Origin of the sequence: Actinoplanes auranticolor (genome assembly GCF_018332655.1) — a bacterium.
In the GTDB taxonomy this organism is placed as follows: Bacteria; Actinomycetota; Actinomycetes; order Mycobacteriales; family Micromonosporaceae; genus Actinoplanes; species Actinoplanes auranticolor.
In genome coordinates, this window is sequence record NZ_BOQL01000066.1 from 208,982 (window position 1) to 229,834 (window position 20,853).

26 protein-coding genes are annotated in these 20,853 nt (G+C 72.7%); 16 read left to right on the plus strand and 10 right to left on the minus strand.

The features are described from left to right. Positions 1-37 precede the first annotated feature (37 nt). Complete coding sequence (locus Aau02nite_RS37620; protein ID WP_212993393.1) at positions 38-1,069, minus strand: alpha/beta hydrolase family protein; 1,032 nt, start codon at positions 1,067-1,069, stop codon at positions 38-40. An 87-nt stretch (positions 1,070-1,156) separates the two neighbouring features. Between Aau02nite_RS37620 and Aau02nite_RS37625 the strand changes: the two genes are divergently transcribed. Next, positions 1,157-1,939, plus strand: a complete 783-nt coding sequence (locus Aau02nite_RS37625; protein ID WP_212993394.1) for an LLM class F420-dependent oxidoreductase — start codon at positions 1,157-1,159, stop codon at positions 1,937-1,939. 36 nt (positions 1,940-1,975) lie between these two features. Here Aau02nite_RS37625 and Aau02nite_RS37630 read toward each other — a convergent pair whose 3' ends face one another. Continuing rightward, positions 1,976-2,635, minus strand: coding sequence for a response regulator transcription factor (locus Aau02nite_RS37630; protein ID WP_212993395.1), 660 nt, complete (start codon positions 2,633-2,635; stop codon positions 1,976-1,978). Beyond that, positions 2,623-3,867: a sensor histidine kinase gene (locus Aau02nite_RS37635; RefSeq protein ID WP_212993396.1), complete on the minus strand. Its 1,245-nt coding sequence runs from the start codon at positions 3,865-3,867 to the stop codon at positions 2,623-2,625. The genes Aau02nite_RS37630 and Aau02nite_RS37635 overlap by 13 nt, the downstream gene beginning before the upstream one ends. 168 nt (positions 3,868-4,035) lie before the next feature. Between Aau02nite_RS37635 and Aau02nite_RS37640 the strand changes: the two genes are divergently transcribed. Further along, positions 4,036-4,230, plus strand: a complete 195-nt coding sequence (locus tag Aau02nite_RS37640; RefSeq protein ID WP_212993397.1) for a hypothetical protein — start codon at positions 4,036-4,038, stop codon at positions 4,228-4,230. A gap of 53 nt (positions 4,231-4,283) precedes the next feature. On the opposite strand, the gene Aau02nite_RS37645 is transcribed toward Aau02nite_RS37640, so the two are convergent. Beyond that, positions 4,284-4,724 carry a MarR family winged helix-turn-helix transcriptional regulator gene (locus Aau02nite_RS37645; RefSeq protein ID WP_212993398.1) on the minus strand — a complete coding sequence of 147 codons (441 nt, stop codon included), beginning with the start codon at positions 4,722-4,724 and terminating at the stop codon, positions 4,284-4,286. 90 nt (positions 4,725-4,814) lie between these two features. Here Aau02nite_RS37645 and Aau02nite_RS37650 point away from each other — a divergent pair, with 90 nt between their 5' ends. Next, entirely contained in the window at positions 4,815-5,444 is a 630-nt protein-coding gene (locus Aau02nite_RS37650) for an FMN-dependent NADH-azoreductase (protein WP_212993399.1), read from the plus strand. A gap of 49 nt (positions 5,445-5,493) precedes the next feature. Here the strand turns inward: Aau02nite_RS37650 and Aau02nite_RS37655 are convergent, their stop codons facing one another. Then, the gene (locus Aau02nite_RS37655) at positions 5,494-6,177 is read right to left on the minus strand and encodes an SDR family oxidoreductase (protein WP_212993400.1); all 684 of its coding nucleotides are present in this window, start codon (positions 6,175-6,177) and stop codon (positions 5,494-5,496) included. 104 nt (positions 6,178-6,281) lie between these two features. Between Aau02nite_RS37655 and Aau02nite_RS37660 the strand changes: the two genes are divergently transcribed. After that, on the plus strand, positions 6,282-6,869 hold the full coding sequence (locus Aau02nite_RS37660) for a TetR/AcrR family transcriptional regulator (protein ID WP_212993401.1): 588 nt from the start codon (positions 6,282-6,284) through the stop codon (positions 6,867-6,869). Here Aau02nite_RS37660 and Aau02nite_RS37665 read toward each other — a convergent pair. Further along, complete coding sequence (locus tag Aau02nite_RS37665) at positions 6,866-7,477, minus strand: acyl-CoA-like ligand-binding transcription factor (protein WP_212993402.1); 612 nt, start codon at positions 7,475-7,477, stop codon at positions 6,866-6,868. The genes Aau02nite_RS37660 and Aau02nite_RS37665 overlap by 4 nt on opposite strands. Beyond that, positions 7,474-9,018 (minus strand): DHA2 family efflux MFS transporter permease subunit, encoded by a 1,545-nt coding sequence (locus Aau02nite_RS37670; protein ID WP_212993403.1) that lies wholly within the window; start codon positions 9,016-9,018, stop codon positions 7,474-7,476. The genes Aau02nite_RS37665 and Aau02nite_RS37670 overlap by 4 nt, the downstream gene beginning before the upstream one ends. Positions 9,019-9,078: 60 nt before the next feature. Between Aau02nite_RS37670 and Aau02nite_RS37675 the strand changes: the two genes are divergently transcribed. The 7 genes from Aau02nite_RS37675 (at position 9,079) to Aau02nite_RS37705 (ending at position 13,526) form a co-directional block, all read left to right on the plus strand. Continuing rightward, positions 9,079-9,951, plus strand: a complete 873-nt coding sequence (locus tag Aau02nite_RS37675) for an amidohydrolase family protein (RefSeq protein ID WP_438841212.1) — start codon at positions 9,079-9,081, stop codon at positions 9,949-9,951. Positions 9,952-10,018: 67 nt separating this feature from the next. Beyond that, positions 10,019-10,174 (plus strand): hypothetical protein, encoded by a 156-nt coding sequence (locus Aau02nite_RS37680; RefSeq protein WP_212993404.1) that lies wholly within the window; start codon positions 10,019-10,021, stop codon positions 10,172-10,174. Between the two features lie 15 nt (positions 10,175-10,189). Next, positions 10,190-11,035 carry a PfkB family carbohydrate kinase gene (locus tag Aau02nite_RS37685; RefSeq protein ID WP_212993405.1) on the plus strand — a complete coding sequence of 282 codons (846 nt, stop codon included), beginning with the start codon at positions 10,190-10,192 and terminating at the stop codon, positions 11,033-11,035. A 65-nt stretch (positions 11,036-11,100) separates the two neighbouring features. Continuing rightward, a complete protein-coding gene (locus Aau02nite_RS37690; protein WP_212993474.1) occupies positions 11,101-11,328 on the plus strand; it encodes a hypothetical protein in 228 nt (75 codons plus the stop codon). A gap of 108 nt (positions 11,329-11,436) precedes the next feature. Then, positions 11,437-11,769 (plus strand): hypothetical protein, encoded by a 333-nt coding sequence (locus Aau02nite_RS37695; protein ID WP_246595738.1) that lies wholly within the window; start codon positions 11,437-11,439, stop codon positions 11,767-11,769. Between the two features lie 405 nt (positions 11,770-12,174). Further along, positions 12,175-13,347 (plus strand): glycosyltransferase family 2 protein, encoded by a 1,173-nt coding sequence (locus Aau02nite_RS37700; RefSeq protein WP_212993406.1) that lies wholly within the window; start codon positions 12,175-12,177, stop codon positions 13,345-13,347. Between the two features lie 17 nt (positions 13,348-13,364). Then, complete coding sequence (locus Aau02nite_RS37705) at positions 13,365-13,526, plus strand: hypothetical protein (RefSeq protein WP_212993407.1); 162 nt, start codon at positions 13,365-13,367, stop codon at positions 13,524-13,526. 123 nt (positions 13,527-13,649) lie between these two features. Here Aau02nite_RS37705 and Aau02nite_RS37710 read toward each other — a convergent pair whose 3' ends face one another. Next, a complete protein-coding gene (locus Aau02nite_RS37710; protein WP_212993408.1) occupies positions 13,650-14,114 on the minus strand; it encodes a MarR family winged helix-turn-helix transcriptional regulator in 465 nt (154 codons plus the stop codon). Positions 14,115-14,214: 100 nt separating this feature from the next. On the opposite strand from Aau02nite_RS37710, the gene Aau02nite_RS37715 reads away from it, so the two are divergent. Next, complete coding sequence (locus Aau02nite_RS37715) at positions 14,215-14,448, plus strand: hypothetical protein (RefSeq protein ID WP_212993409.1); 234 nt, start codon at positions 14,215-14,217, stop codon at positions 14,446-14,448. Positions 14,449-14,631: 183 nt separating this feature from the next. Continuing rightward, positions 14,632-15,495, plus strand: a complete 864-nt coding sequence (locus Aau02nite_RS37720) for a poly(ethylene terephthalate) hydrolase family protein (protein ID WP_212993410.1) — start codon at positions 14,632-14,634, stop codon at positions 15,493-15,495. Between the two features lie 55 nt (positions 15,496-15,550). Here Aau02nite_RS37720 and Aau02nite_RS37725 read toward each other — a convergent pair whose 3' ends face one another. After that, positions 15,551-16,558 (minus strand): NADP-dependent oxidoreductase, encoded by a 1,008-nt coding sequence (locus tag Aau02nite_RS37725; protein ID WP_212993411.1) that lies wholly within the window; start codon positions 16,556-16,558, stop codon positions 15,551-15,553. Between the two features lie 59 nt (positions 16,559-16,617). Here Aau02nite_RS37725 and Aau02nite_RS37730 point away from each other — a divergent pair, with 59 nt between their 5' ends. From Aau02nite_RS37730 to Aau02nite_RS37740, 3 genes are read left to right on the plus strand one after another with little or no spacing between them, the layout of a single operon-like run. Beyond that, entirely contained in the window at positions 16,618-17,142 is a 525-nt protein-coding gene (locus Aau02nite_RS37730) for a TetR/AcrR family transcriptional regulator (protein WP_212993412.1), read from the plus strand. A gap of 27 nt (positions 17,143-17,169) precedes the next feature. Then, positions 17,170-18,021, plus strand: a complete 852-nt coding sequence (locus Aau02nite_RS37735; protein ID WP_212993413.1) for an aminoglycoside phosphotransferase family protein — start codon at positions 17,170-17,172, stop codon at positions 18,019-18,021. Positions 18,022-18,050: 29 nt separating this feature from the next. Next, complete coding sequence (locus Aau02nite_RS37740; protein WP_212993466.1) at positions 18,051-18,932, plus strand: aminoglycoside phosphotransferase family protein; 882 nt, start codon at positions 18,051-18,053, stop codon at positions 18,930-18,932. A gap of 42 nt (positions 18,933-18,974) precedes the next feature. Here Aau02nite_RS37740 and htpG read toward each other — a convergent pair whose 3' ends face one another. Beyond that, positions 18,975-20,807 (minus strand): molecular chaperone HtpG, encoded by a 1,833-nt coding sequence (htpG, locus tag Aau02nite_RS37745; RefSeq protein ID WP_212993414.1) that lies wholly within the window; start codon positions 20,805-20,807, stop codon positions 18,975-18,977. Between the last annotated feature and the right edge of the window lie 46 nt (positions 20,808-20,853).

The following is a 20,853-nucleotide window of genomic DNA, read 5'->3' on the forward strand; positions in this document are numbered from 1 at the left end:
TCGAACCAGGTTAGTCATGAAGATCCAAGGCTGCCTCTCAGAGGTCGGTCTCGAGAGTGGCCACGTCACCGGTCCGTGCGGCCGCCGGGATGCGGCCGCGGGCGGCGGTGTCGCCGTACAGTGCCCAGCGCAGGAACTCCGTCGAGGTCACGGTGGTCGCCTCGAAATCGTCCGCCTGGGTGACGTGCCCGCCGTCGGTGATCGACAGCATCGCGCGTGACCAGGGAACCGCCGCGAACACCGCGTGCCCGGCCCGGTAGGTCACGGTGTTGTCCTTGCGGCCGTGCACGAAGAGCATCGCGGCGGACGGGCCGGTGAAGGGCGTCCCCTGGAAGTCGGTGCCGGCCAGCACGACGCCCGCCTTGAGACGCTCGTCACGATGGGCGCTGAACAACCCGACCGTGGTGATTCCCCCGCCGGAGTGACCGGCGGCGCCGAGGCGGTCGCGGTCGATGATCGCGCCGAGCGGGTCGGCCAGGGCGAGCAGCGCGTCCAGCACCGCCGACGCGTCCTGCGGCTGGTTGACGATGTCCGGGGCGTAGAAGTCGGCGGCGCCGTACGAGGTGCGCGGGTAGGTCGGGCCGGCCACCACGAAACCGGCCTGGGCCCAGCGGGTGAGCATCGGGGCGTAGTCGCCGGGCTGCGCGGTCAGGCCGTGGCTGAACAGCACCAGCGGGAAGCGGCCCGGGGCGGCCGGCGCGTCGTCGACCGGGTCGGGACTGGGTCGCGCCTCCCCGGTGGCCGGATACCACACCGTGGTCGGCAACGGCCGGTCCGCGCCGCGGGAGAACTCCAGCACCCGCTTGCCGACCGCGAAGGCGCCGGCCGGGGCGGTGCCCGGCGCCGGGACGTACGGCGCCGTGACGTTCTGCGGCGCCAGCGACGACGCGGTCGTGGAGGCGAGGATGGGAGCCGCCGACACGGAGGCTGACGCCGACGCTGAGGGTGAGGCTGTGGCACTGGCGGAGGCCGCGCCCGGCCCACCGGTGCCGGTCGGCGACGAGCACGCCGTCAAGGCGCCGGCGCCGGCGGTGGCGGCCAGTCCGGCCAGCATGGTCCGTCTACGCATGGTCACCATCTTGCGACATGAACCTGTGCTGACCTTGAGAATCGTCCGAGCTGTAGATCACACTCCGTACGGGATTAGGCTGCGATCATGACCTCCAGGCCGGTAAGGATCGGGCTGCAGCTCCAGCCCCAGCACATGGACTACGCCACCATCCGCCGCACGGCGGCCGAGGCCGAGGAGCTCGGCGTCGACGTGCTGTTCAACTGGGACCACTTCTATCCGCTCACCGGTGAGCCCGAGGGCCTGCACTTCGAGTGCTGGACCATGCTCGCCGCCTGGGCCGAGGCGACCTCCCGGGTCGAGATCGGCGCCCTCGTCACCTGCAACAGCTACCGCAATCCGGAACTGCTCGCCGACATGGCCCGTACCGTCGACCACATCAGCGACGGCCGGCTCATCCTCGGGATCGGCTCCGGCTGGTTCGCCAAGGACTACCAGGAGTACGGGTACGAGTTCGGCACCGCCGGTGGCCGGCTCGACGACCTGGCCGGGGCGCTGCCGCGGATCGAGTCGCGCTGGGGCGAGCTCAACCCGCCGCCGACCCGCAAGATCCCGGTGCTGATCGGCGGCGGCGGCGAGAAGAAGACGCTCAAGCTGGTCGCCCGGCATGCCGACATCTGGCACAGCTTCGGCGACGCCGAGACCATCGAGCGCAAGCTCGAGGTACTGCGCGGGCACTGTGCGGACGTGGGCCGCGACCCCGCGGAGATCGAGGTGTCGGCCGGCACGCCCAAGGGCGAGCCCTCGGCGGGCGGGCCCGAGCTGCGGGAGAAGGGCGTCTCGCTGTTCACCATCGGCGTCGGCGGGCCGACGCCGGACCTGGGCCCGCTCCGGCAGTGGCTGGCCTGGCGCGACGAGCAGAACGCCTGAGCCCGGCGGCCGGGCCCGCGGGCCCGGCAGTCCCGCTCAGGAGGCGCGCTCGCGGCCGTCCAGGTACCGCAACACGGCGGCGACCCGGCGGTCCGAGCGGTCGTCGGGCGCCATGTCGAGCTTGTTGAAGATGCTGCGGATGTGCTTGTGCACGGCGCCCTCGCTGACGAACAGCCGCTCGGCGATCGCCAGGTTGCCCAGCCCCTCGGCCATCAGCGCCAGCACGTCGCGCTCGCGCGGGCTGAGCCGGTCCAGCCGGGAGTCCGGGCGGGACCGGGCGAACAGCTGCGCCACCACTTCCGGGTCGACGGCCGTGCCGCCCCCGGCCACCCGGTGCAGCGCCTCCAGGAACTCCTCGACCCGGCCCACCCGCTCCTTGAGCAGGTAGCCCAGGCCCCGGGCACCGCCGGCCAGCAGCTCGGTGGCGAACATCTGCTCGACGTACGCGGACAGCACCAGCACCGCCAGGCCGGGCCGGCGGCGCCGGGCCTCGACCGCCGCCACGATCCCCTCGTCGGAGTGCGTCGGCGGCATCCGCACGTCGACGATGGCCACGTCCGGAGCGTGCTCGTCGACGGCCGCCAGGAAGGCGTCCGGGGTGCCCGCGGTGGCCACCACGTCCAGCGACTCGGCGCGCAGCAGCAACGCCAGCCCCTCCCGCAACAGGGCATCGTCCTCGGCGATCACAATCCGCACGGCAGCTCCACCTCCAGGGTCGTCGGCCCGCCGGGCGGGCTGGTCACGGTCAGGGCGCCGTCGAGCGCCTCGATGCGGCGCCGGATGCCGATCAGGCCCGAGCCGCCGTTCTCGTCGGCACCGCCCCGGCCGTCGTCGGTGATGCGCAGCCGGAGCCGGGCGCCGCCGCTGCGTACCTCGACCGTGGCCTGGGTGGCGCCGCTGTGCTTGGCGATGTTGGTCAGGGCCTCGGCCACCACGAAGTAGGCGGTGGACTCGACCGAGGCGGCACAGCGGTCGGGCACGTCGACCTCCATCCGGCACGGTACGGCGCTGGCGGTGGCGAGCCCGTTCAGCGCGCCGGCCAGGCCGCGGTCGGCCAGCACCGGCGGCAGGATGCCCCGGGCCACCGCGCGCAGCTCGGCCAGGGCCAGCTCGGCGGAGCTCTGCGCGCGTTCCAGCAGCGCCTCGGCCTCGGCGGGGTCGCGGGTGAGCATGCGCCGGGCGGCGCCGAGCAGCACGGTGGTCGCCACCAGCCGGTTCTGGGTGCCGTCGTGCAGCGAGCGTTCGATGCGGCGCAGCTCGATGGCGTGCGCGTCGAGGGCGGCAGCGCGGGTCGCGGTGAGCTGGGCGACCCGCAGCGAGAGGTCGGTCTCCGGGCCGGGGGCGAGCAGCCGCCGGCCGTACCCCGCCTGGAGCCGGGCCATCGCCGGGGTCAGGCCGACCGTCACCACGGCCCAGCAGAGGCCCAGCAGCGTGACGGTGAGGACGCCGGGCCAGTCGCGCACGGTCCACAGGGCGAGCCCCGGTGTGCGGTCGCCCTCGGGGATCAGCTGCCACCAGAGGGCGAACGTGCCGTCGCGGACGGCCCAGGCGGGCAGCTGGAGGCCCAGGGCGCCGAGCAGCAGACCGAGGGTGGCATGGCGGGCCGCCCAGCCCAGCTCGCGCCGGGTGGCCGGGTCGGCCAGCGCCGCCCGCCAACGCCTCGGCGGCGGACCGGGGGTGAGCACCTCCTCGCCCCGGCGCGAGAGCCGGGCCCGCTCGACGTCCGCCGCGGCGTGCAGGCCGCGCAGGGCCGAGGGCACCAGCGGCAGTCCGATGCCGATCAGGCTGGTGACGGCCACCGCGATCAGCCAGGTCAGCGCGCCCAGGGCCAGGACGGCGGTGCCCACTCCGATGAGCAGGTCGCCCAGCGCCCGCAGGGTGGACCTGCCTGCCTCGCCGGCCAGCCGCCGGACCTTCCTCGCCTCCATGGCCGCTGACCCTAGGGCCAAGCCGCCACCCGCGGCAGGGCCGGGGCCCGAAAGTACAGCCTGCTGTACCCCGGCAGGGCAGCGGACGGGATCGGCGCGAGCCGCGCGGCTGCCTAGCGTCGATGGCAACGGATGCACCCCGCGTCCCGTCCCTGCGAGGAGTCAGCCATGACCGACATCGACCGCTCCAGCACCACCCCCGCCACCCGGGCCCTGGTCTGGACCCTGCTGCTGCTCTGCACGGTCGGCAACCTGGCGCTGTCGATCTACGGCGGCCCGCTCGTCGTGCACCTCGGCCTGGGCGTGGTCACGCTAATGTGCATCGCCGCGCTGGTCGTGCCGTACCTCCGCACCAAGCGGTGACCGTCTGCATCACCGGCCGGTCCCCGGTGGTCCGCCCGCCGCCCGCCGCTCGTTCAGGAGCGGTCCAGGGCGGCGAGGACCTTGCCCAGGGCGGTGGCTACCGAGAACGCTTCCGCGGCGGTCAGCTGTGCGGTGAAGTGGCGTTCGATGCCGCCGAGATAGACCGGCGCGGCGGCGCGCAGCCGGGCCCGGCCGGCCTCGGTGATCGTCGCGTACGCGGACCGGCGGTCGTCGGGATTGGCCTCGCGCGTGACGAGCCCGTCGGCGGCGAGCTGGTCGACGACCCGACTCACCCGCGACCGGCTGACCACGGCCACGGCGCCCAGCTCCCCCATGCTGAGCCGGCGACCCGGTGCGGAGTTGAGTTCCAGCAGGACGTCGTACCAGGTCAGCGGCAGCCCGCAGGCGGCCTGCAGCTCGCGGTCGAGCTGCGGGACGAGAGCGGCGTGCACGCGCAGCAGCGCGGCCCAGGCCGCGACTCCGGTGTCGCTCATCACCCCAGCCTAGCGACTCTTGTGCGTGCGCACGCATTGGCATGAGAATGTGCGTGCGCACGCATTCAAGTCGAGCCGAGGAGAGCCACCATGTCCAAGCTCCTGCACATCTCCGCCTCCCCGCGCGGCGAGCAGTCCGAGTCGCTGGCGGTCGCCGCGTCGTTCCTGGACACGTTCCGCGCCGAGCACCCGGACGTCGTCGTGGAGACGTACGACCTCTGGGACGGCACCCTGCCCGCCTTCGGCCCGGACGCCGCCGCGGCCAAGATGGCGATCTTCGCCGGCGAGCAGCCGCGGGGTGCGGCGGCCGTGGCGTGGCAGTCCGCCGTCGACACGTTCGACCGCTTCGACGCCGCCGACCGTTACCTGTTCAGCGTCCCGATGTGGAACGCCGGCGTGCCGTACGTGCTCAAGCAGTTCATCGACGTGATCAGCCAGCCCGGCCTGGTCTTCGGCTTCGACCCGGAGCAGGGCTACACCGGGCTGCTGACCGGCAAGCGCGCCGCGGTCATCTACACCAGTGCGGTCTACGGCCCCGGCCGCGACCCGTCCTTCGGCGCCGACTTCCAGGCGCCGTTCTTCACCGGCTGGCTGCACTGGGCCGGCGTCACCGACGTCAGCGAGGTGCACCTGCGGCCGAATCTGGCCACCGCCGACGCGGCCACCGCCCGCCGGCACGCCCACGAGCAGGCCCGCGACCTGGCCAAGCGCTTCGCCTGAGCGCGACCGGGCGGCCGTCCCGCGCCGGCCGGGACGGCCCCGCCGCGGCTCAGTCCTGCAGGGCCGTGGAGAGGCCCGCCTTGACCGTACGGCTGAACTCGTCGGCCACGATCTCCGGCTTCCCCGCCGCGACGCCGTCCAGCGCCAGGGTCGCCACGACGGCCGGGTCGATCTTCCGGTCCGCGGGGACGGTCGCCGCCATGTCGGTGTCCATGAAGCCGACGTGCAGCGCCGACACCACGATGCCCCGGGGCGCCAGCAGGTCGCGCAGGGCGTTGCTCTGCGCCCACTCGGCCGCCTTAGCCGCGCCGTACGCCCCGAACGGGCCCGGGTGCAGCCAGGACAGCACGGACAGCACGTTGAGCACCGCGCCGCCGCCGTTGCGCTCGAGCACCGGCGCGAACGCCCGGGTGACGGCGAGCGTGCCGAAGTAGTGCGTCTCCATCTCCAGCCGGATCGCGTCGGGGTCGCCCTCCAGCAGGTTCACGCCGAGGCTGGTGCCGGCGTTGTTGATCACCACGGTGGCGTCGTCGGCGATCGTGGCGGCCCGGGCCACCGACTCCGGGTCGGTGATGTCGAGCTGCACCGGGATGACGCCGGGCAGGTCGATGGTCTCGGGGCGCCGGGCGGCCGCGTACACCTTGGCCCCGCGCTGGACGAGCTGGGCGGCGAAGTGCCGGCCGAGGCCGCGGTTGGCCCCGGTGACGAGGGCGACGGAGTTCTCGAGCTGCATGGTGGTTCCTTCCGTTGATCCGACGAGGTTAGATTATGTTCATCATCTATCGGCGGCAAGGCTTAGATGACGGACGTCATATAAGATGGGTGCGGAGGTGCGGCATGGCACGGGTGACCCAGGCACAGGCACAGCAGAACCGCGAGCGGGTAATCGCCGAGGCGGCGCGGTTGTTCCGCGAGCGCGGCGTCCAGGGGGTCAGCGTCACCGACCTGATGGCCGCGGCCGGGCTCACCCACGGCGGCTTCTACAAACAGTTCACGTCCAAGGAGGCGCTGATCGCCGAGGCGACCGGCCGGGCCTTCGGGGAGCTGGGCGAGCGGCTGGCCGCCCTGGACGAGCAGCACTCCGGCGACCATCCGGCCGCCAGGCGGGAGTTGCTCGATTACTACTTCTCCCCCGAGCACCGTGACCACGCCGGTCAGGGCTGCCCGGCCACGGCCTTGGGCGGCGACATGGCCCGGGAGTCGCCGGACAGCCCGGCCCGCGAGCCGTACGCCGACGGGGTGCGCGACTTCGCCCGCTGGATGGCCGACGGCGACGACGAGGACCTGGTGGCGATCGCCACGATGGCCGGAGCCCTGATGCTGTCCCGGGCGACGGCCGGCACCGAGCTCTCCGACCGCATCCTCACCGCCGCCCGCCGGTCACTGGACGACCGGGCCGCCGACCGGGGACAGGCTCCGAGCTAGACCTCGGGCGGCCCGACCGGGAGGCCGGCCTGCAGCAGGGCCAGCGCCCGGTCGAAATCCTCGAAGTACGTGGCCCCGTCGGCCATGGTCCGGCCGTCACGGGTGGCGGCGAGCGCCGCGCCGATGACCGCGCCCGCGACCACCCGGGAGGCGAAGTCGTCGCCCGGCCGCCCGGCCCGCTCGGCGACCACCTCGGCCAGCAGCGTGATCGAGTCGGCGTACTGCTGCTGGATCCGCATGCGCAGCTCGGGCACGCTCGCGATGAGCTGCTGGCGGCGCCGCTCCTGCTCCCACTGCGCGTCGGGGAGCTGCCCGAACAGCTCCCGGACACTGCGCCGGATCGCCTCGATCGGCGACAGCCCGGCCGGCTGGGCCCGCAGCGCCGCGACCATCAACGGGTCGTAGTCGTCGGTGAGGACCACGTCCTCCTTGGTCGGGAAGTACCGGAAGAACGTGCTCGGGGAGACGTCGGCCGCCGCGGCGATCTGGTCGACTGTCGTGGCGGCGTACCCCTGCTCCTGGAAGAGCCGCATCGCGTGCTCGCGGATCGCGGCCTTGGTCCGGGCCTTCTTGCGCTCACGCAGGCCGGCCGGCGGGGTCGACGTCATGGCACCGATTCTGCCGGTGCCGGCAGCGATCCGGGCGGCCGGGTGGCCGCGCCCGGCTCCGGCGCCGCCGGGCGGGCGGGCAGGAAGAGCAGCGCGAGTACGGCGCCGGCCACGGCAACCGCGCCGGCCACGACCAGTGACAGGTCCAGGCCGGAGGTGAACGCGGCCCGCACCGACTCCAGCAGAGCGGCGTCGCCCAGCCCTTCGGCGACGGCGACCCCGGCAGTGGCGCTGTCGCGCACGGCGTCGGCCGCCGTGGCACTCAGCCCGGTCACCTCCACCCCGTCGCGGTACGCGCCGTTGAGCACCGTGCCCAGCACGGTCACCCCGAGGGCACCGCCGACCTGCCGCATCGCCTGGATCAGCCCCGAGCCCACGCCGCTGCGCTCGGGCGAGAGCGCGCCGAGAGCCGCGTTCATGGCCGGCGGCATGGTGAAGCCGAGCCCGGCGCCCGCGACGGCGATCCACGCCGCGACGAAGCCGTACCCCGTCCCCGGACCGGTCGTGGCCCCGGCGAACAGTCCGCCCGCCATCAGCAGCAGCCCGGCCGTCACGACGGCCTTGGCGCCCAGCCGCGGCTCCAGCCGGCCCGCGATCCGCGCTCCCACCAGCAGTCCGCCGATCACCGGCAGCAGGCGCAGCCCGGTGCCGAGCGCGTCGCTGCCGCCGACGGCCTGGAAGAACTGCGGCAGGGCGAAGAGCATCCCGAACATGCCGAAGCCGGCCACCGTGGACAGCAGCGCTCCCCAGGTGAAGGCCCGCGACCGGAACAGCGCGAGGTCCACCAGAGGGGCCCGGGCCCGCCGCTGCCAGGCCAGGAAGAGGGCCAGGGCGGCGATCCCGCCGACGGCGGTGACCAGCGAGCGGGGGTCGGCCCAGCCGCGCTCGCCGGCCTCGATGACCCCGTACGTGAGCGCGACCAGCCCGGCCGTGGACAGCACGATGCCGCCCGGGTCGAAGCGCCGCGCCCGGTCGCCGTGCGACTCCGGCACCCAGAGCAGCACCGCGATCAGGCCGGCCAGCACCATCGGCACGTTGATCAGGAAGACCGAGCCCCACCAGAAGTTGTCCAGCAGCCAGCCGCCGACGACCGGCCCGAGCGGGATGCCGAGCGCGCTGGCCGTCACCCACACCGTCAGCGCCTTCGGCCGTTCCCCGGCGTCGAAGATCACCGTCAGGACGGCCGAGGTCAGCGGCATCAGCACGGCGGCGCCGAGGCCCAGCGCGGCCCGGGCGGCGATGAGCTGTCCGGTCGAGACCGCGTACGCGCAGGCCACCGACGCGGCACCGAAGAGCACCAGCGCGCCGAGCAGCATCCGCTTGCGCCCGAACCGATCGCCCAGCATGCCGGCGGGTAGCAGGGCGGCGGCCATCACGAGCAGGTACGACGTGGTGATCCATTGCAGGTCACCGGTGGTGGCGTGCAGGTCACCGGCGAGGGTGGGCAGCGCGACGCTGAGCACCGTGCTGTCCAGCCCGATCGCCAAAGTGCAGAGGGCGAGCGCACCGAGCGCCCACCACCGCGAAGTGGAAGTAGCCATGAATCGACAGTAACACTCAAAAGATAGCCGCTATCAGATTGAGGCGTAGGCGATGATCGGGTGGTGACCGACTTCAGCAGCGGGCTCGGCCTGCCCGGCCTGGCGGACGTGCACACCCACTTCCTGCCCGAACGGATGCAGCGCCGGGTCTGGGCCCACTTCGACCAGGCCGGACCGCTGATCGGCCGGGCCTGGCCGATCCGCTACCGCGGCACCGAGGCCGAGCGGGTGGCCGAGCTGGGTGCGCTGGGCGTACGGGTCTTCTCGGCGCTGGCGTACGCCCATCGCCCCGGGATGGCCGACGACCTCAACACCTGGACGCTGGACTTCGCGGCGCGCACCCCCGGCTGCCTGCCCAGCGCCACGTTCTTCCCGGAGCCGTCCGCGGCCGCCGATGTCCGCGCGGCGCTGGACCGGGGCGCCCGGATCTTCAAGCTGCACCTGCAGGTCGGCGGCTTCGACCCCCGCGACGAGCTGCTGGACGACGCCTGGGGCCTGCTCGCCGAGAGCGGCACCCCGGTCGTCGTGCACGCCGGCTCCGGCCCCGTCGCCCACGGCTTCACCGGTCCCGGCCCGATCGGCGGGGTGCTGGCCCGCCACCCACGCCTGGCCCTGCTCACCGCCCACCTCGGCGGTCCCGAGTACCAGGGCTTCGTCGAGCTGGCCGAACGCTACGAACGGGTCGGCCTGGACACCACCATGGCCTTCACCGACTTCTTCGAGCAGCTCGCGCCGTACCCGCCCGCACTGCTCCCCCGGCTGCGCGAGCTCGGCCTGGCGGGCAAGGTCCTGCTGGGCAGCGACTTCCCCAACATCCCCTACCCGTACGCCCACCAGCTGGAGGCGCTGGCCCGGCTGGAGCTCGGTGACGACTGGCTGCGCGCGGTCTGCTGGCACAACGCGGCCCGGCTTTTCGGTATCGAAAGCGCGTAGATCCCCGTCCGGGGTGCGCGGCTGTGCCACGATCACATCGATCAAGACCCCCGGGACGAGGTGTGCGATGAAGAAGGCCGTCGGCTGGATCGTGCTGATCCTGGTCATCTTCTACATCGGCACCAACCCGGGCCCCGCGGCGGACATCGCCCTGGGCATCGGCGACGGCATCGCGGAGGTCTTCCGCAACGTCGGCACGTTCTTCTCCGAACTGGCCAACTGAGCCGCAGGCGCCGGCGTGCACATCGTCTGCGTGGGCCTGGCCACCGTGGACCTGGTGCAACGCGTCGAACGGCTGCCGGGCGTGGACGAGAAGGCCGAGGCGCTCACCGCTGAGGTGGCCGCGGGCGGGCCGGCCACCAACGCCGCGATCACCGCGGCCGCGCTGGGCGCGACGGTCACCCTGGTCACCGCGGTCGGCGCGCACCCGCTGGGCGGGCTGATCCGGGCCGACACCGAGGCGTACGGGGTGACGCTGCTGGACGCGACGCCGCTGGCGCGCACGCCTCCACCGGTCTCGGCCGTCACCGTGCTGGACGCGACCGGCGGGCGCACGATCGTCAGCCGCAACGCCGGCGGCACCGAGGTCCCCGCGCCACCGGACCTGGCCGCGACGCTGGCCAGCGCGGACGTGATCCTGGCCGACGGGCACCACCCGCAGCTGGCCCGGGCCGCCGCCCGCAGCGGCCGGCCGTTGCTGCTGGACGCGGGCAGCTGGCGGCCGGTCTTCGCCGAGCTGGTGCCGGTCGCCGACGTCGTGGCGTGCTCGGCCGCGTTCCGACCGCCCGGCACAGCCCCGGTGGCCGATGCCTTGCGGGCCGCCGGCGCGCGCCGCGGGGCGATCACCCGCGGGCCGCAGCCGGTCAGCTGGTGGAACGGCGAGGAGTCCGGGGAGCTGGTCGTGCCGGCGGTGGCGGCGGCGGACACGGCCGGGGCCGGCGACGCCTTCCACGGCGCGCTCGCCGTCGCGCTGGGCCGCGGCGAGGACCTGGTCCCGGCCCTGCGGTACGCGGTGGGTATAGCCGGGATCCGGGTGCGGCACACCGGGCCCCGCTCGTGGCTGCGGGCCCTGCCGGGCGGATGAGCGGGACGGGCGATGAGATGTGCGGCGAGCCTGCGGTGAGCTCGGAGAACCGGCAAGATCGGGTCGTGGAGTTGTTCGCGGAGCCGGGACGGCCGGCGAAGAAGCCGTGCGCCCGGTGCGGGCATCCCACCCGGGTGGACCGGATGATCCACGGCTTCGGCGAGGACTGCGCTCTCAAGCTCGGGCTCATCGTGGCGGTCCCGCGGTTGCGCACCGATGAGCAGACCGGCACCGACCTGCTCGATCTGCTCGCCGAGGAGCCGGAGGACTGCTGCGACGGCTGGGACCGCTGAACGCCCCGTACGGGTGAATCGCGACCGTTTTGATGATCTCTGCGTTTTGCCCCGGTACGGGCGGGGATCCCATGGTCACCGAAGTGGACGAACGCAGAGGAGACCATGATGACGAGCTCGCCCATCACCGGTAGCCACGGGACCACCGGGCTGCTGACCGACGCCGACCGCGACACCCGGCACTACGCCCGCCCCGCGCACGGCGACGAGACGAAGCCGTCGTGGAAGACGACCGAACTGTTCGTCTACCTGGCCGCGGTGGCCGGAGTCCTGCTCGCCTCGCAACTCGTCGGCGACCGTGGTGTCAACGACGGCAGCGACTACTTCGCCGCCGACAAGGCCTGGTGGTACGTCACCCTGCTGACCATCGGTTACCTGGTGAGCCGGGGCCTGGCCAAGTCGGGTTCGCGCAGCCGGGACGCTGACCCGCGTACCCGATAGAACGGTCCGGCTCGAACGAGTCCGCGCCCGGTCCGGCAGACCGGCCCGCTGGACCGCCGCGGCTCCCCCGACCGGGCGGCGGTCCAGCGGGGCGACACCCGGCACGCTGACCGGCCGAACCGGATCCGAGCAGAAACCGGCCCCGCCGGGCCGCCGCGGCTCCCCCCGACCACGCGGCGGCCCAGCGGGGCCTCATCGCGTCAGCCGACCGGTCAAATCGGACCGGATCCTCGCATGTCGACCGGCCCACTCATCATTCCGGTCGCCCCCAGCGGCCGACCCGGCGGACCGGCACCCCCTACGCCCGATGCGCGACAGAGCCCAACCCGCTTACGTTCTGTCTCGATGATCATCGACAGGCCTCGGACCAGCGGCTCCGCCCGTCACAGCCGGGAACCGGGCGCCGTGCGGACGCGCGTCGAGCGGCCGCGCGCCCCGGGTGAGCGGACCCGGCGGGTGCCGTTGCCCGTCCGCATGCCGCTCGTTGTCGCCGTCGTTCCCGCCTACAACGAGGCCGCTTCCATCGCGGCCACCGTGCGGGCGTTGCGCGAGCAGTGGGCACCGCGCCTCGACGAGATCATCGTCGTGCCGAACAACTGCACCGATGACACCGCGCGCCTCGCCCGGGCCGCGGGCGCCACGGTGATGGAGTTCCCGGGCGTCAACGTCCACAAGAAGGCCGGCGCGCTCAACTGGGCGATCACCCGGCTGTTGCCGCGCCTGCGCGATGAGGACCAGATCCTGGTCACCGACGCCGACAGTGTGCTGGACCCGGACTTCACCCAGCACGCCCGCCGGGCGCTGCTGCGCCCGCAGCTCAACGGGCACCGCCGGTCGCACCGGCGCCGCCCCGACGTCGGGGCGGTGTGCGCCTGCTTCCGCACCGAGCTCGGGCCCAAGGGCCTGCTGGCCCGCCTGCAGCGCAACGAGTACGAGCGGTTCGCCCGCCAGATCGGCCGGGGTGGCGACAACGCCCTGGTGCTGTCGGGAGTGGCCACCCTGTTCGACGTCGCGGCGGTCCGGGCGGTCATCGCCGCCCGGGGCCACCGTCTGCCCGGCCATCCCGGGGAGTTCTACCACCGTGACACCGCCACCGAGGACATCGAGCTGACCTTCGCGTTCCGGGCCCTGGGCTACCGGCCGATGGCCCCGGCCTCCGCCCGCGCGGTGACCGACATCATGCCGACCTGGAAGGCGCTCAAGGATCAGCGGTTGCGCTGGCAGCGCGGCATGCTCGACAGCCTGCGCATCTACGGCCTCACCCGCGCGACGGCCGCGGATCTGGCCCGGCAGCTGGCCATCTACGCGGGCTCGCTGATGGCACCCGCCTACCTGCTGTTCCTGCTGATCACGATGCTGGGCTACGGCGCCGTGCCGTTCTCCTGGAAGTGGGCGCCGCTCACCCTCGTGTTCGTCGCGGAACGGGTGTGGACAGTGCGCCGCAACCGTCCCTCGGATCTGCTGCTGGCGGCGGTCCTGCTGCCCGAGTGGGCCTACGAGCAGTGGCGGTCGGGGGTGTACTGGCTGGCCGTCTGGAAGACCTTGCGCGGCTCCCGCCGCGAATGGATCAACGTCTGATTCCTGGGGAGGAACACATGTACGGACAAGTTGCCGGAGGCAGCGCCACCGTCGGTGGCGGGGCACTCGCCCTGACCGGCTTCAACACGGTCTGGACGCTGGTCGCGGGCCTCACGCTCCTGGTGGCCGGCCTGGCGGTCATGCGCCTGGTCCCGAAGCGTCGGCGGGTACGCGGCTGACCCGTCGCCGAGTTGTCCGCGGCCCCTGCCTCCGCCCGGGACAGGGGCCGCGGCCATGCGCAGGTCAGGTCAGCGGCCGCAGCACAGCGGTCGCGGGTCGCGACCGTGGGCGGACATACGCGGTCAGGGCGAGCCGGTCTCGACCGGGCGAGCGGCAGCGATGACCCGGGTGAGGGCCGCGTGCAGACTCCGCAGGTCCTCGATCGGCATGCCGAGCCGCTGCACCACGGCCGGCGGGATCTGCTCGGCCCGGCTGCGCAGCGCCTGCCCGGCCGGGGTGAGCGTCACCGCGAGGCTGCGCTCGTCGGCCGGGTCGCGTTCGCGGCGCAGATAGCCGGTCGCCTCCAGCCGCTTGAGCAGCGGTGACAGCGTGCCGGGGTCGAGCTGCAGCAGGCCGCTCAGCTCCCGTACGGACAGCGGCGTGTGCTGCCACAGGGCCAGCATCACCAGGTACTGCGGGTGGGTCAGGCCCATCGGCTCCAGCAGGGGGCGGTAGACGGCCACGACGCCGCGGGCGGCGACCGACAGCGCGAAGCAGACCTGCTGCTCCAGGGCCAGCGGATCCTCGGTGCCGACCGGGTCACTCATGCGCGTTCTCCTCAGCTCTCCGGTTAGACTACCAATAGTTGGTGTACAAACCATTGGTGCGGCAACCGTTGCGGAGTCGCGAGGCCAGGAGGGCGCAGGCATGCCGAAGGATGCGAACGGCCGGGGCAACCGGCTCGTGCGATGGTTCCACGCGACGTTCGACGACTGGTTCTTCCGTTCCATGATCGGGCCAGCGCAGACCCGGAACGCCGTGCACGGCGCCGAGGCCCACGCCCGCGAGCAGTGGAAAATCGACCTGGAGGCCCGCAAGCGCTACACCCGTGAGCAGCGGGAGCGTAAGCGCCAGGCGCGGGAGGCGGGGCGCAGCCACTGAACGTGCGACGGTTCGTCATACCGGCGCAACATGATGACAGTGGGATTACCGGCGGGTAACGAGGGTGACCGAGCATTGATCTGCCTCGATGACGAGGCCGCCGGAACGTCCGTCTCCACGGGCCAACCCCGCGGTGCCGGGCGACGACGGTGAGTTCCTCCCCCACCCTAGGGAGCTCCGGACATGCACAACCCCGTCAAACACCTGCTCGCTGCCGTCACTCTCACCGCCGCGCTGGTCACCGCCCCGGCCGGCCCCGCCCTCGCGGCCAACCCGTACGAGCGCGGCCCAGCGCCGACCGTGGCCAGCATCGAGGCCGGCCGCGGATCGTTCGCCATCGCCCAGCTCAGCGTGGCCCGGTCCAGCGTCTCGGGCTTCGGCGGCGGGACCGTCTACTACCCGACCAGCACCAGCGCCGGCACCTTCGGCGCGGTCGCGGTCTCCCCCGGCTTCACCGCCTCGCAGTCCAGCGTCGCCTGGTACGGCCCCCGCCTGGCCTCGCAGGGCTTCGTGGTCATCACCATCGACACCCTCAGCGTGTACGACCAGCCCGCCAGCCGGGGTACCCAGCTCCTGGCCGCGCTGGACTACCTGACCCGCAGCAGCTCCGTGCGCAGCCGCATCGACGCGAGCCGGCTCGGCGTGATGGGCCACTCGATGGGTGGCGGCGGCAGCCTGTCTGCCTCCCGGACCCGGCCGCAGCTGCAGGCGTCCATCCCGCTGGCGCCGTACCACTCCACCAGGAACTGGTCCTCGAACACCGTGCCGACCCTGATCATCGGTTCCGAGAACGACACGGTCGCGCCGGTGGCGGCGCACTCGGAGCCGTTCTACACCAGCCTGCCGAGCAGCTCGGACAAGGCGTACCTGGAGCTGAACAACGCCTCGCACTCGGCGCCGACCTCGGCCAACGTGACCATCGCGAAGTACAGCATCTCGTGGCTCAAGCGCTTCATCGACAACGACACCCGCTACGAACAGTTCCTGTGCCCGGCGCCGAGCGGCTCCGCGATCCAGGAGTACCGCGACACCTGCCCGCATTCCTGACCGTACGACAGCGGCTCGCCACCGGAGAGCCGGTGGCGAGCCGTCCGGTCGCGGATCAGGCGATCTTGACCAGGACCTTGCCCAGGCCGTCGCCGCGGAGCATGGCCAGGAAAGCCTCCGGGGCCCGGTCCAGACCCTCGACCACGGTCTCGTGGTGCCGGATGGTGCCCGCGGCGACCAGCGGCGCCATCTCCTCGATGAACGCGCCCCGCAGGTCACCGTGGTCGCGGACCAGCATGCCGCGCATGGTGAGCCGCTTGCCGATGAACATGGCCAGGTTGCGCGGTGCGGGGGTCGGCTCGGTGGCGTTGTAGACGCTGATCATGCCGCAGACGGTGATCCGGCCGTGCAGGTTCATCGCCGAGATGGCGGCCTCGAGGTGGTCACCGCCGACGTTGTCGAAGTAGACGTCGATCCCCTCCGGCGCGGCCCGCTTGAGCTGCTCACGGATCGGGCCGTCGTGGTAGTCGAACGCTTCGTCGAAGCCCAGTCCGTCTTTCAGGAAAGCCACTTTGGCCGCCGAGCCGGCGCTGCCGATGACCTTGGCGGCCCCCCGGTGTCTGGCCAGCTGCCCGACGACCTGGCCGACCGCGCCGGCCGCGCTGGAGACGAAGACGACATCGCCGGGCTTGAACTCGGCGGTGCGCAGCAGGCCCGCGTACGCGGTCATCCCGGTCATCCCCAGCGCACCGAGGTACGCCCCCAGCGGCGCCCGCGACGGGTCGACCTTCGCGGCAGAACGGGCGTCCACCAGCGCGTACTCGCGCCAGCCGAGCCCGTGCAGCACCGTGTCACCGGGCTTGAACCCGTCGGCCGCCGACTCGACGACCTCGCCGAGCGCCCCGCCCTCCAGCGCCTCGCCGACGATGAACGGCGCCACGTACGACTTACGGTCGTCCATCCGGCCCCGCATGTACGGGTCGACGCTCATCAGCAGGTTGCGGACCAGCAGCTGACCGGGCGCCGGATCGCCCACCTCGGTCCGGGCGAACTCGAAGGTCTCGGCGGTCGGCCAGCCGTGCGGACGGGCCGCCAGGCGTACCTCGGTGGAGTGGACGGACACTGGCCCTCCCGGAGATCGCGAATGTATACACTGCGCACATTAGGAAGGTGGTGTGTGCAGTGTCAACGTCGCGTCCCTATCACCACGGCGATCTGCCGGCGGCGCTGCTCGACGCCGCCCTGACCCTGCTGGAGGAGGACGAGACGTTCTCCCTGCGCGCCGTGGCCCGCCGGGCGGGGGTGTCCCCGAACGCACCGTACCGGCACTACGCCGACAAGGAGGCGCTGCTCGCCACCCTGGCGACGTACGGCTTCGCCCAGCTGGCCGACCGCCTGGAAGCCGCCGCCGAGCTGACCGACATGGCCGAGCAGTACGTGGCGTTCGCCCTCGCCCATCCCGGCCTGTTCCGCCTGATGTACGGCCGCCCCACCGCCAACGCCGCCGCCGCGCGCACGGCGGAGATCCTGGCGAGCCGGCTCGCCGCCCCGGCCCTGCAGATCGGCGCCTGGGCGATGGTGCACGGGCTGGCCGTCCTGCTCCTGGATGGCAAGCTGACCTGCGCCGACCCGGCCCAGCTGGTCAGGACGACGGTGGCGGCCGCCCTGACTCCCGCGGCTCAGGCCGGAAATCGGCTCGACAGCTGATCGCCGGGTGCGGTGTGCTGACCGGCGATGATCGACGACGAACTCGCCCGGCGCCTGGTGCGGTCACAGTTCCCGCAGTGGTCCGCATTGCCGCTGCGGCTGGTCGACCCGGCCGGCTCCGACCATGTGATCTACCGGCTGGGTGACGAGCTGGCCGTCCGGCTGCCGCGGCACGACGACGCCGCCGGGCAGATCGGCAAGGAGCTGCGCTGGCTGCCCCGGCTGGCCCCGCACCTGCCCCTACGGACCCCGTCACCGGTGGCCGTGGGCCGACCGGCGTCCGGCTACCCGTGGCCCTGGGCGGTCTCGCACTGGCTGGACGGGCAGGTCGCCACCGTGGCCATGCTCGGCGACTCGGTGGAGACGGCCGTCGAGCTGGCGTCCTTCCTGAGCGCTCTGCGGGGCGTACCGGCCGTCGGTGGCCACGCCGAGCTGGCGGGCCGGCCGCTGGCCGACCGCGATGCCGGGACGCGCAGGGCGATAGCCGCGGTCGCCGGGGTGTTCGACGCCGAGGCGATGACGGCGGTGTGGGACGCGGCGCTGCGGGCTCCCGCCTGGGACCACCCGCCGGTCTGGTTCCACGGCGACTTCCACACCGGCAACCTGCTCACCACCGGCGGCCGGCTCAGCGCGGTGATCGACTTCGGCGGGCTCGGCGTCGGGGACCCGGCCTGCGACCTCACCATCGCGTTCAGCCTGCTGTCGGCGACCGGCCGGGCGGCGTTCCGGGAGGCGCTGACAGTGGACGACGCCACATGGGCGCGGGGTCGCGGCTGGGCTCTGGCCGCCGGGGTGAACGCGTACACGTCGTACGCGGCGGTCAACCCCCGGGTCGCCGTCGAGACCACCCGCCAGATCACCGCCGCGATCAGCGGTTGAACCAGAAAGGGCAGGAGCGGCTCGTGAGAATGCACGCGGATCAGGTCGACGTCGGTCCCGCCGACGTCGCCGGGCTCATCGCCGCCCAGTTCCCGCAGTGGCGTGACCGGCCGGTGCGCCCGGTCACCTCGCACGGCACGGTCAACGCCCTGTTCCGCCTCGGCGACGACCTGGTCGCCCGCTTCCCGTTGCGGCCGGGCGCCGCCAGTGACCGGCGCGACGAGCTGGCCCATGAGCAGGGGCAGGCCCGGTGGCTGGCCGCGCATCTGCCCCTCGCGGTGCCCGAGCCACTGGCCCTGGGCGCGCCGGGGGCAGGGTACGACGGCTGGTGGGCGGTGTACCGGTGGATCCCCGGCGAGACCGCGAGCCAGCACACCGTCGGTGACCCCGGCGCCTTCGCCCGGGAGCTGGCCGGCTTCGTCACAGCGCTGCATGCCGTGGACACGGGTGGCCGTACGTGGAACGGCGTCACCCGCGGCGGCCCGCTGGCCGCCCAGGACGACGATGTCCAGCGGGCGCTGGCGCAGAGCACGCACCTGCTCGACACCGTCCGGCTGGCCGGGATCTGGGCACAGTGCCGCGATGCCGACCCCGCCCCGGCCGATGTCTGGATCCACGCCGATCTCATGCCGGGCAATCTGCTCGTGCGCGACGGCCGCCTGGTGGCGGTCATCGACCTGGAAACGGTCTGCGTCGGTGATCCGGCCTTCGACCTGATGCCGGCGTGGAACCTGCTGCCCGCCGCCGCCCGCGACGTCTACCGGCAGGCGCTGGGCGTCGACGACGCGGCCTGGGCCCGCGGGATCGGCTCGGCGATCGTGCAGGCGATCGTCGCCCTGCCGTACTACGTCGACACCAATCCGGTGATGGCCGCGACGGCCCGCCACACCCTGACCGCGATCCTCGGCTGATCGCCCGTCCGCGGCGGCGCGGACGGGCGATCGGCCGTCGGATCAGACGGTACGGGCGAGCCGGTCGGCGAGCAGCTTCGCGAAGCGTGCCGGGTCGGCCAGGTCCCCGCCCTCGGCCAGCAGCGCGGTGCCGTAGAGCAGCTCCGCGGTCTCCGGCAGGTTCGGGTCGTCGGCGCGCTGCTCGTGGGCCGCGCGCAGGCCACTGACCAGCGGGTGGTCCGGGTTCAGCTCGAGGATCCGCTTGACCGGCGGCACCTGCTGGCCCATCGCCCGGTACATCTTCTCCAGCGTCGGGGTGATGTCGTCGGCGTCGCTGACCAGGCAGGCCGGCGAGGTGGTCAGCCGGGTGGAGAGCCGCACCTCCTTGACCTCGTCGGTCAGCGTCTCGCCCAGCCAGGTCAGCAGCGGCGCGAACTCGCCCGACTTCTCCTCCGAGGCCGGCTCCGAGGCCAGGTCCACCGAGCCTCGGGCGATCGACTGGAGCTTCTTGCCGTCGTACTCCGGCACGGCGTCGACCCAGATCTCGTCCACCGGATCGGTGAGCAGCAGGACCTCGTACCCCTTGGCCTTGAACGCCTCCATGTGCGGCGAGTTCTCCACCTGCGCGCGGGTCTCGCCGGTCATGAAGTAGATCTCGTCCTGGCCCTCGGGCATCCGCTCGACGTAGGCCGCCAGGGTGGTCGGCTCGTCGCCGGCGGTGGAGGCGAACGACGCGACGTCGAGGATGGCCTTCTGGTCGTCGGCGTCGCCGAGCAGGCCCTCCTTGATCGCGCGGCCGAACTCGCGCCACAGGGTCGCGTACTTCTCCGGCTCCCTGGTCTGCAGCTCCTTGATGGTGCTGAGAACCTTCTTGGCCAGCCGGCGGCGGATCAGCTGGATGTGCCGGTCCTGCTGCAGGATCTCGCGGGAGATGTTCAGCGACAGGTCGGCCGCGTCCACCACGCCCTTGACGAAGCGCAGGTAGTCGGGCATCAGCTCACGGCTGTCGTCCATGATGAAGACGCGCTTGACGTAGAGCTGGATGCCGCGGCGGCCGTCACGCTGGAACAGGTCGTGCGGGGCCCGCGAGGGGATGAAGAGCAGGGCCTCGTACTCGAAGGTGCCCTCGGCCTTCATCTGGATGGTCTCGAGCGGGTCGGTCCAGTCGTGGCTGATGTGCCGGTAGAACTCGGTGTACTCCTCGTCCTTGACCTCCGAGCGGGGGCGCGCCCACAGCGCCTTCATCGAATTGAGGGTCTGGTCCCCCATCCGGATCGGGAACGCGATGAAGTCGGAGTACCGCTTGACGATCTCCTTGATCTTCGGATCGTCGGTGTAGTCGTAGAGCGCGTCCTCCTCGTCCTTGGGGCGCAGGTGGACGGTCACCGCGGTGCCCTGCGGGGCGTCGGCCACGGACTCGATCGTGTAGGTGCCCTCGCCGGCCGACTCCCACCGCGTACCCTCGCTCTCGCCGGCCTTGCGGGTCACCAGGGTGACCTTGTCGGCGACCATGAACGTGGAGTAGAAACCCACGCCGAACTGACCGATCAGCTCGGCCGACTCCTTGCTCTCCTTGAGCCGGCTGAGCATCTCGGCGGTGCCGGACTTGGCGATGGTGCCGATCAGCGCGACGACCTCGTCCCGCGCCATGCCGATCCCGTTGTCGCGCACGGTCAGCGTGCGCGCCTCGGCGTCCGCCTCCAGCGCGATGTGCAGGTCGCCGGTGTCGGCTTCCAGCTCGCCGGTCAGCACCGCGAGCCGCAGCTTGTCCAGCGCGTCGGAGGCGTTGGAGATCAGCTCCCGCAGGAAGATGTCCTTGTTCGAGTAGATCGAATGGACCATGAGCTGCAGCAGCTGCCGCGCCTCGGCCTGGAATTCCAGCGTCTCCGAACTCATAACACCCTCCGTGCCGGTTTGTCGTTCCGCTGCGATCGTATGACCT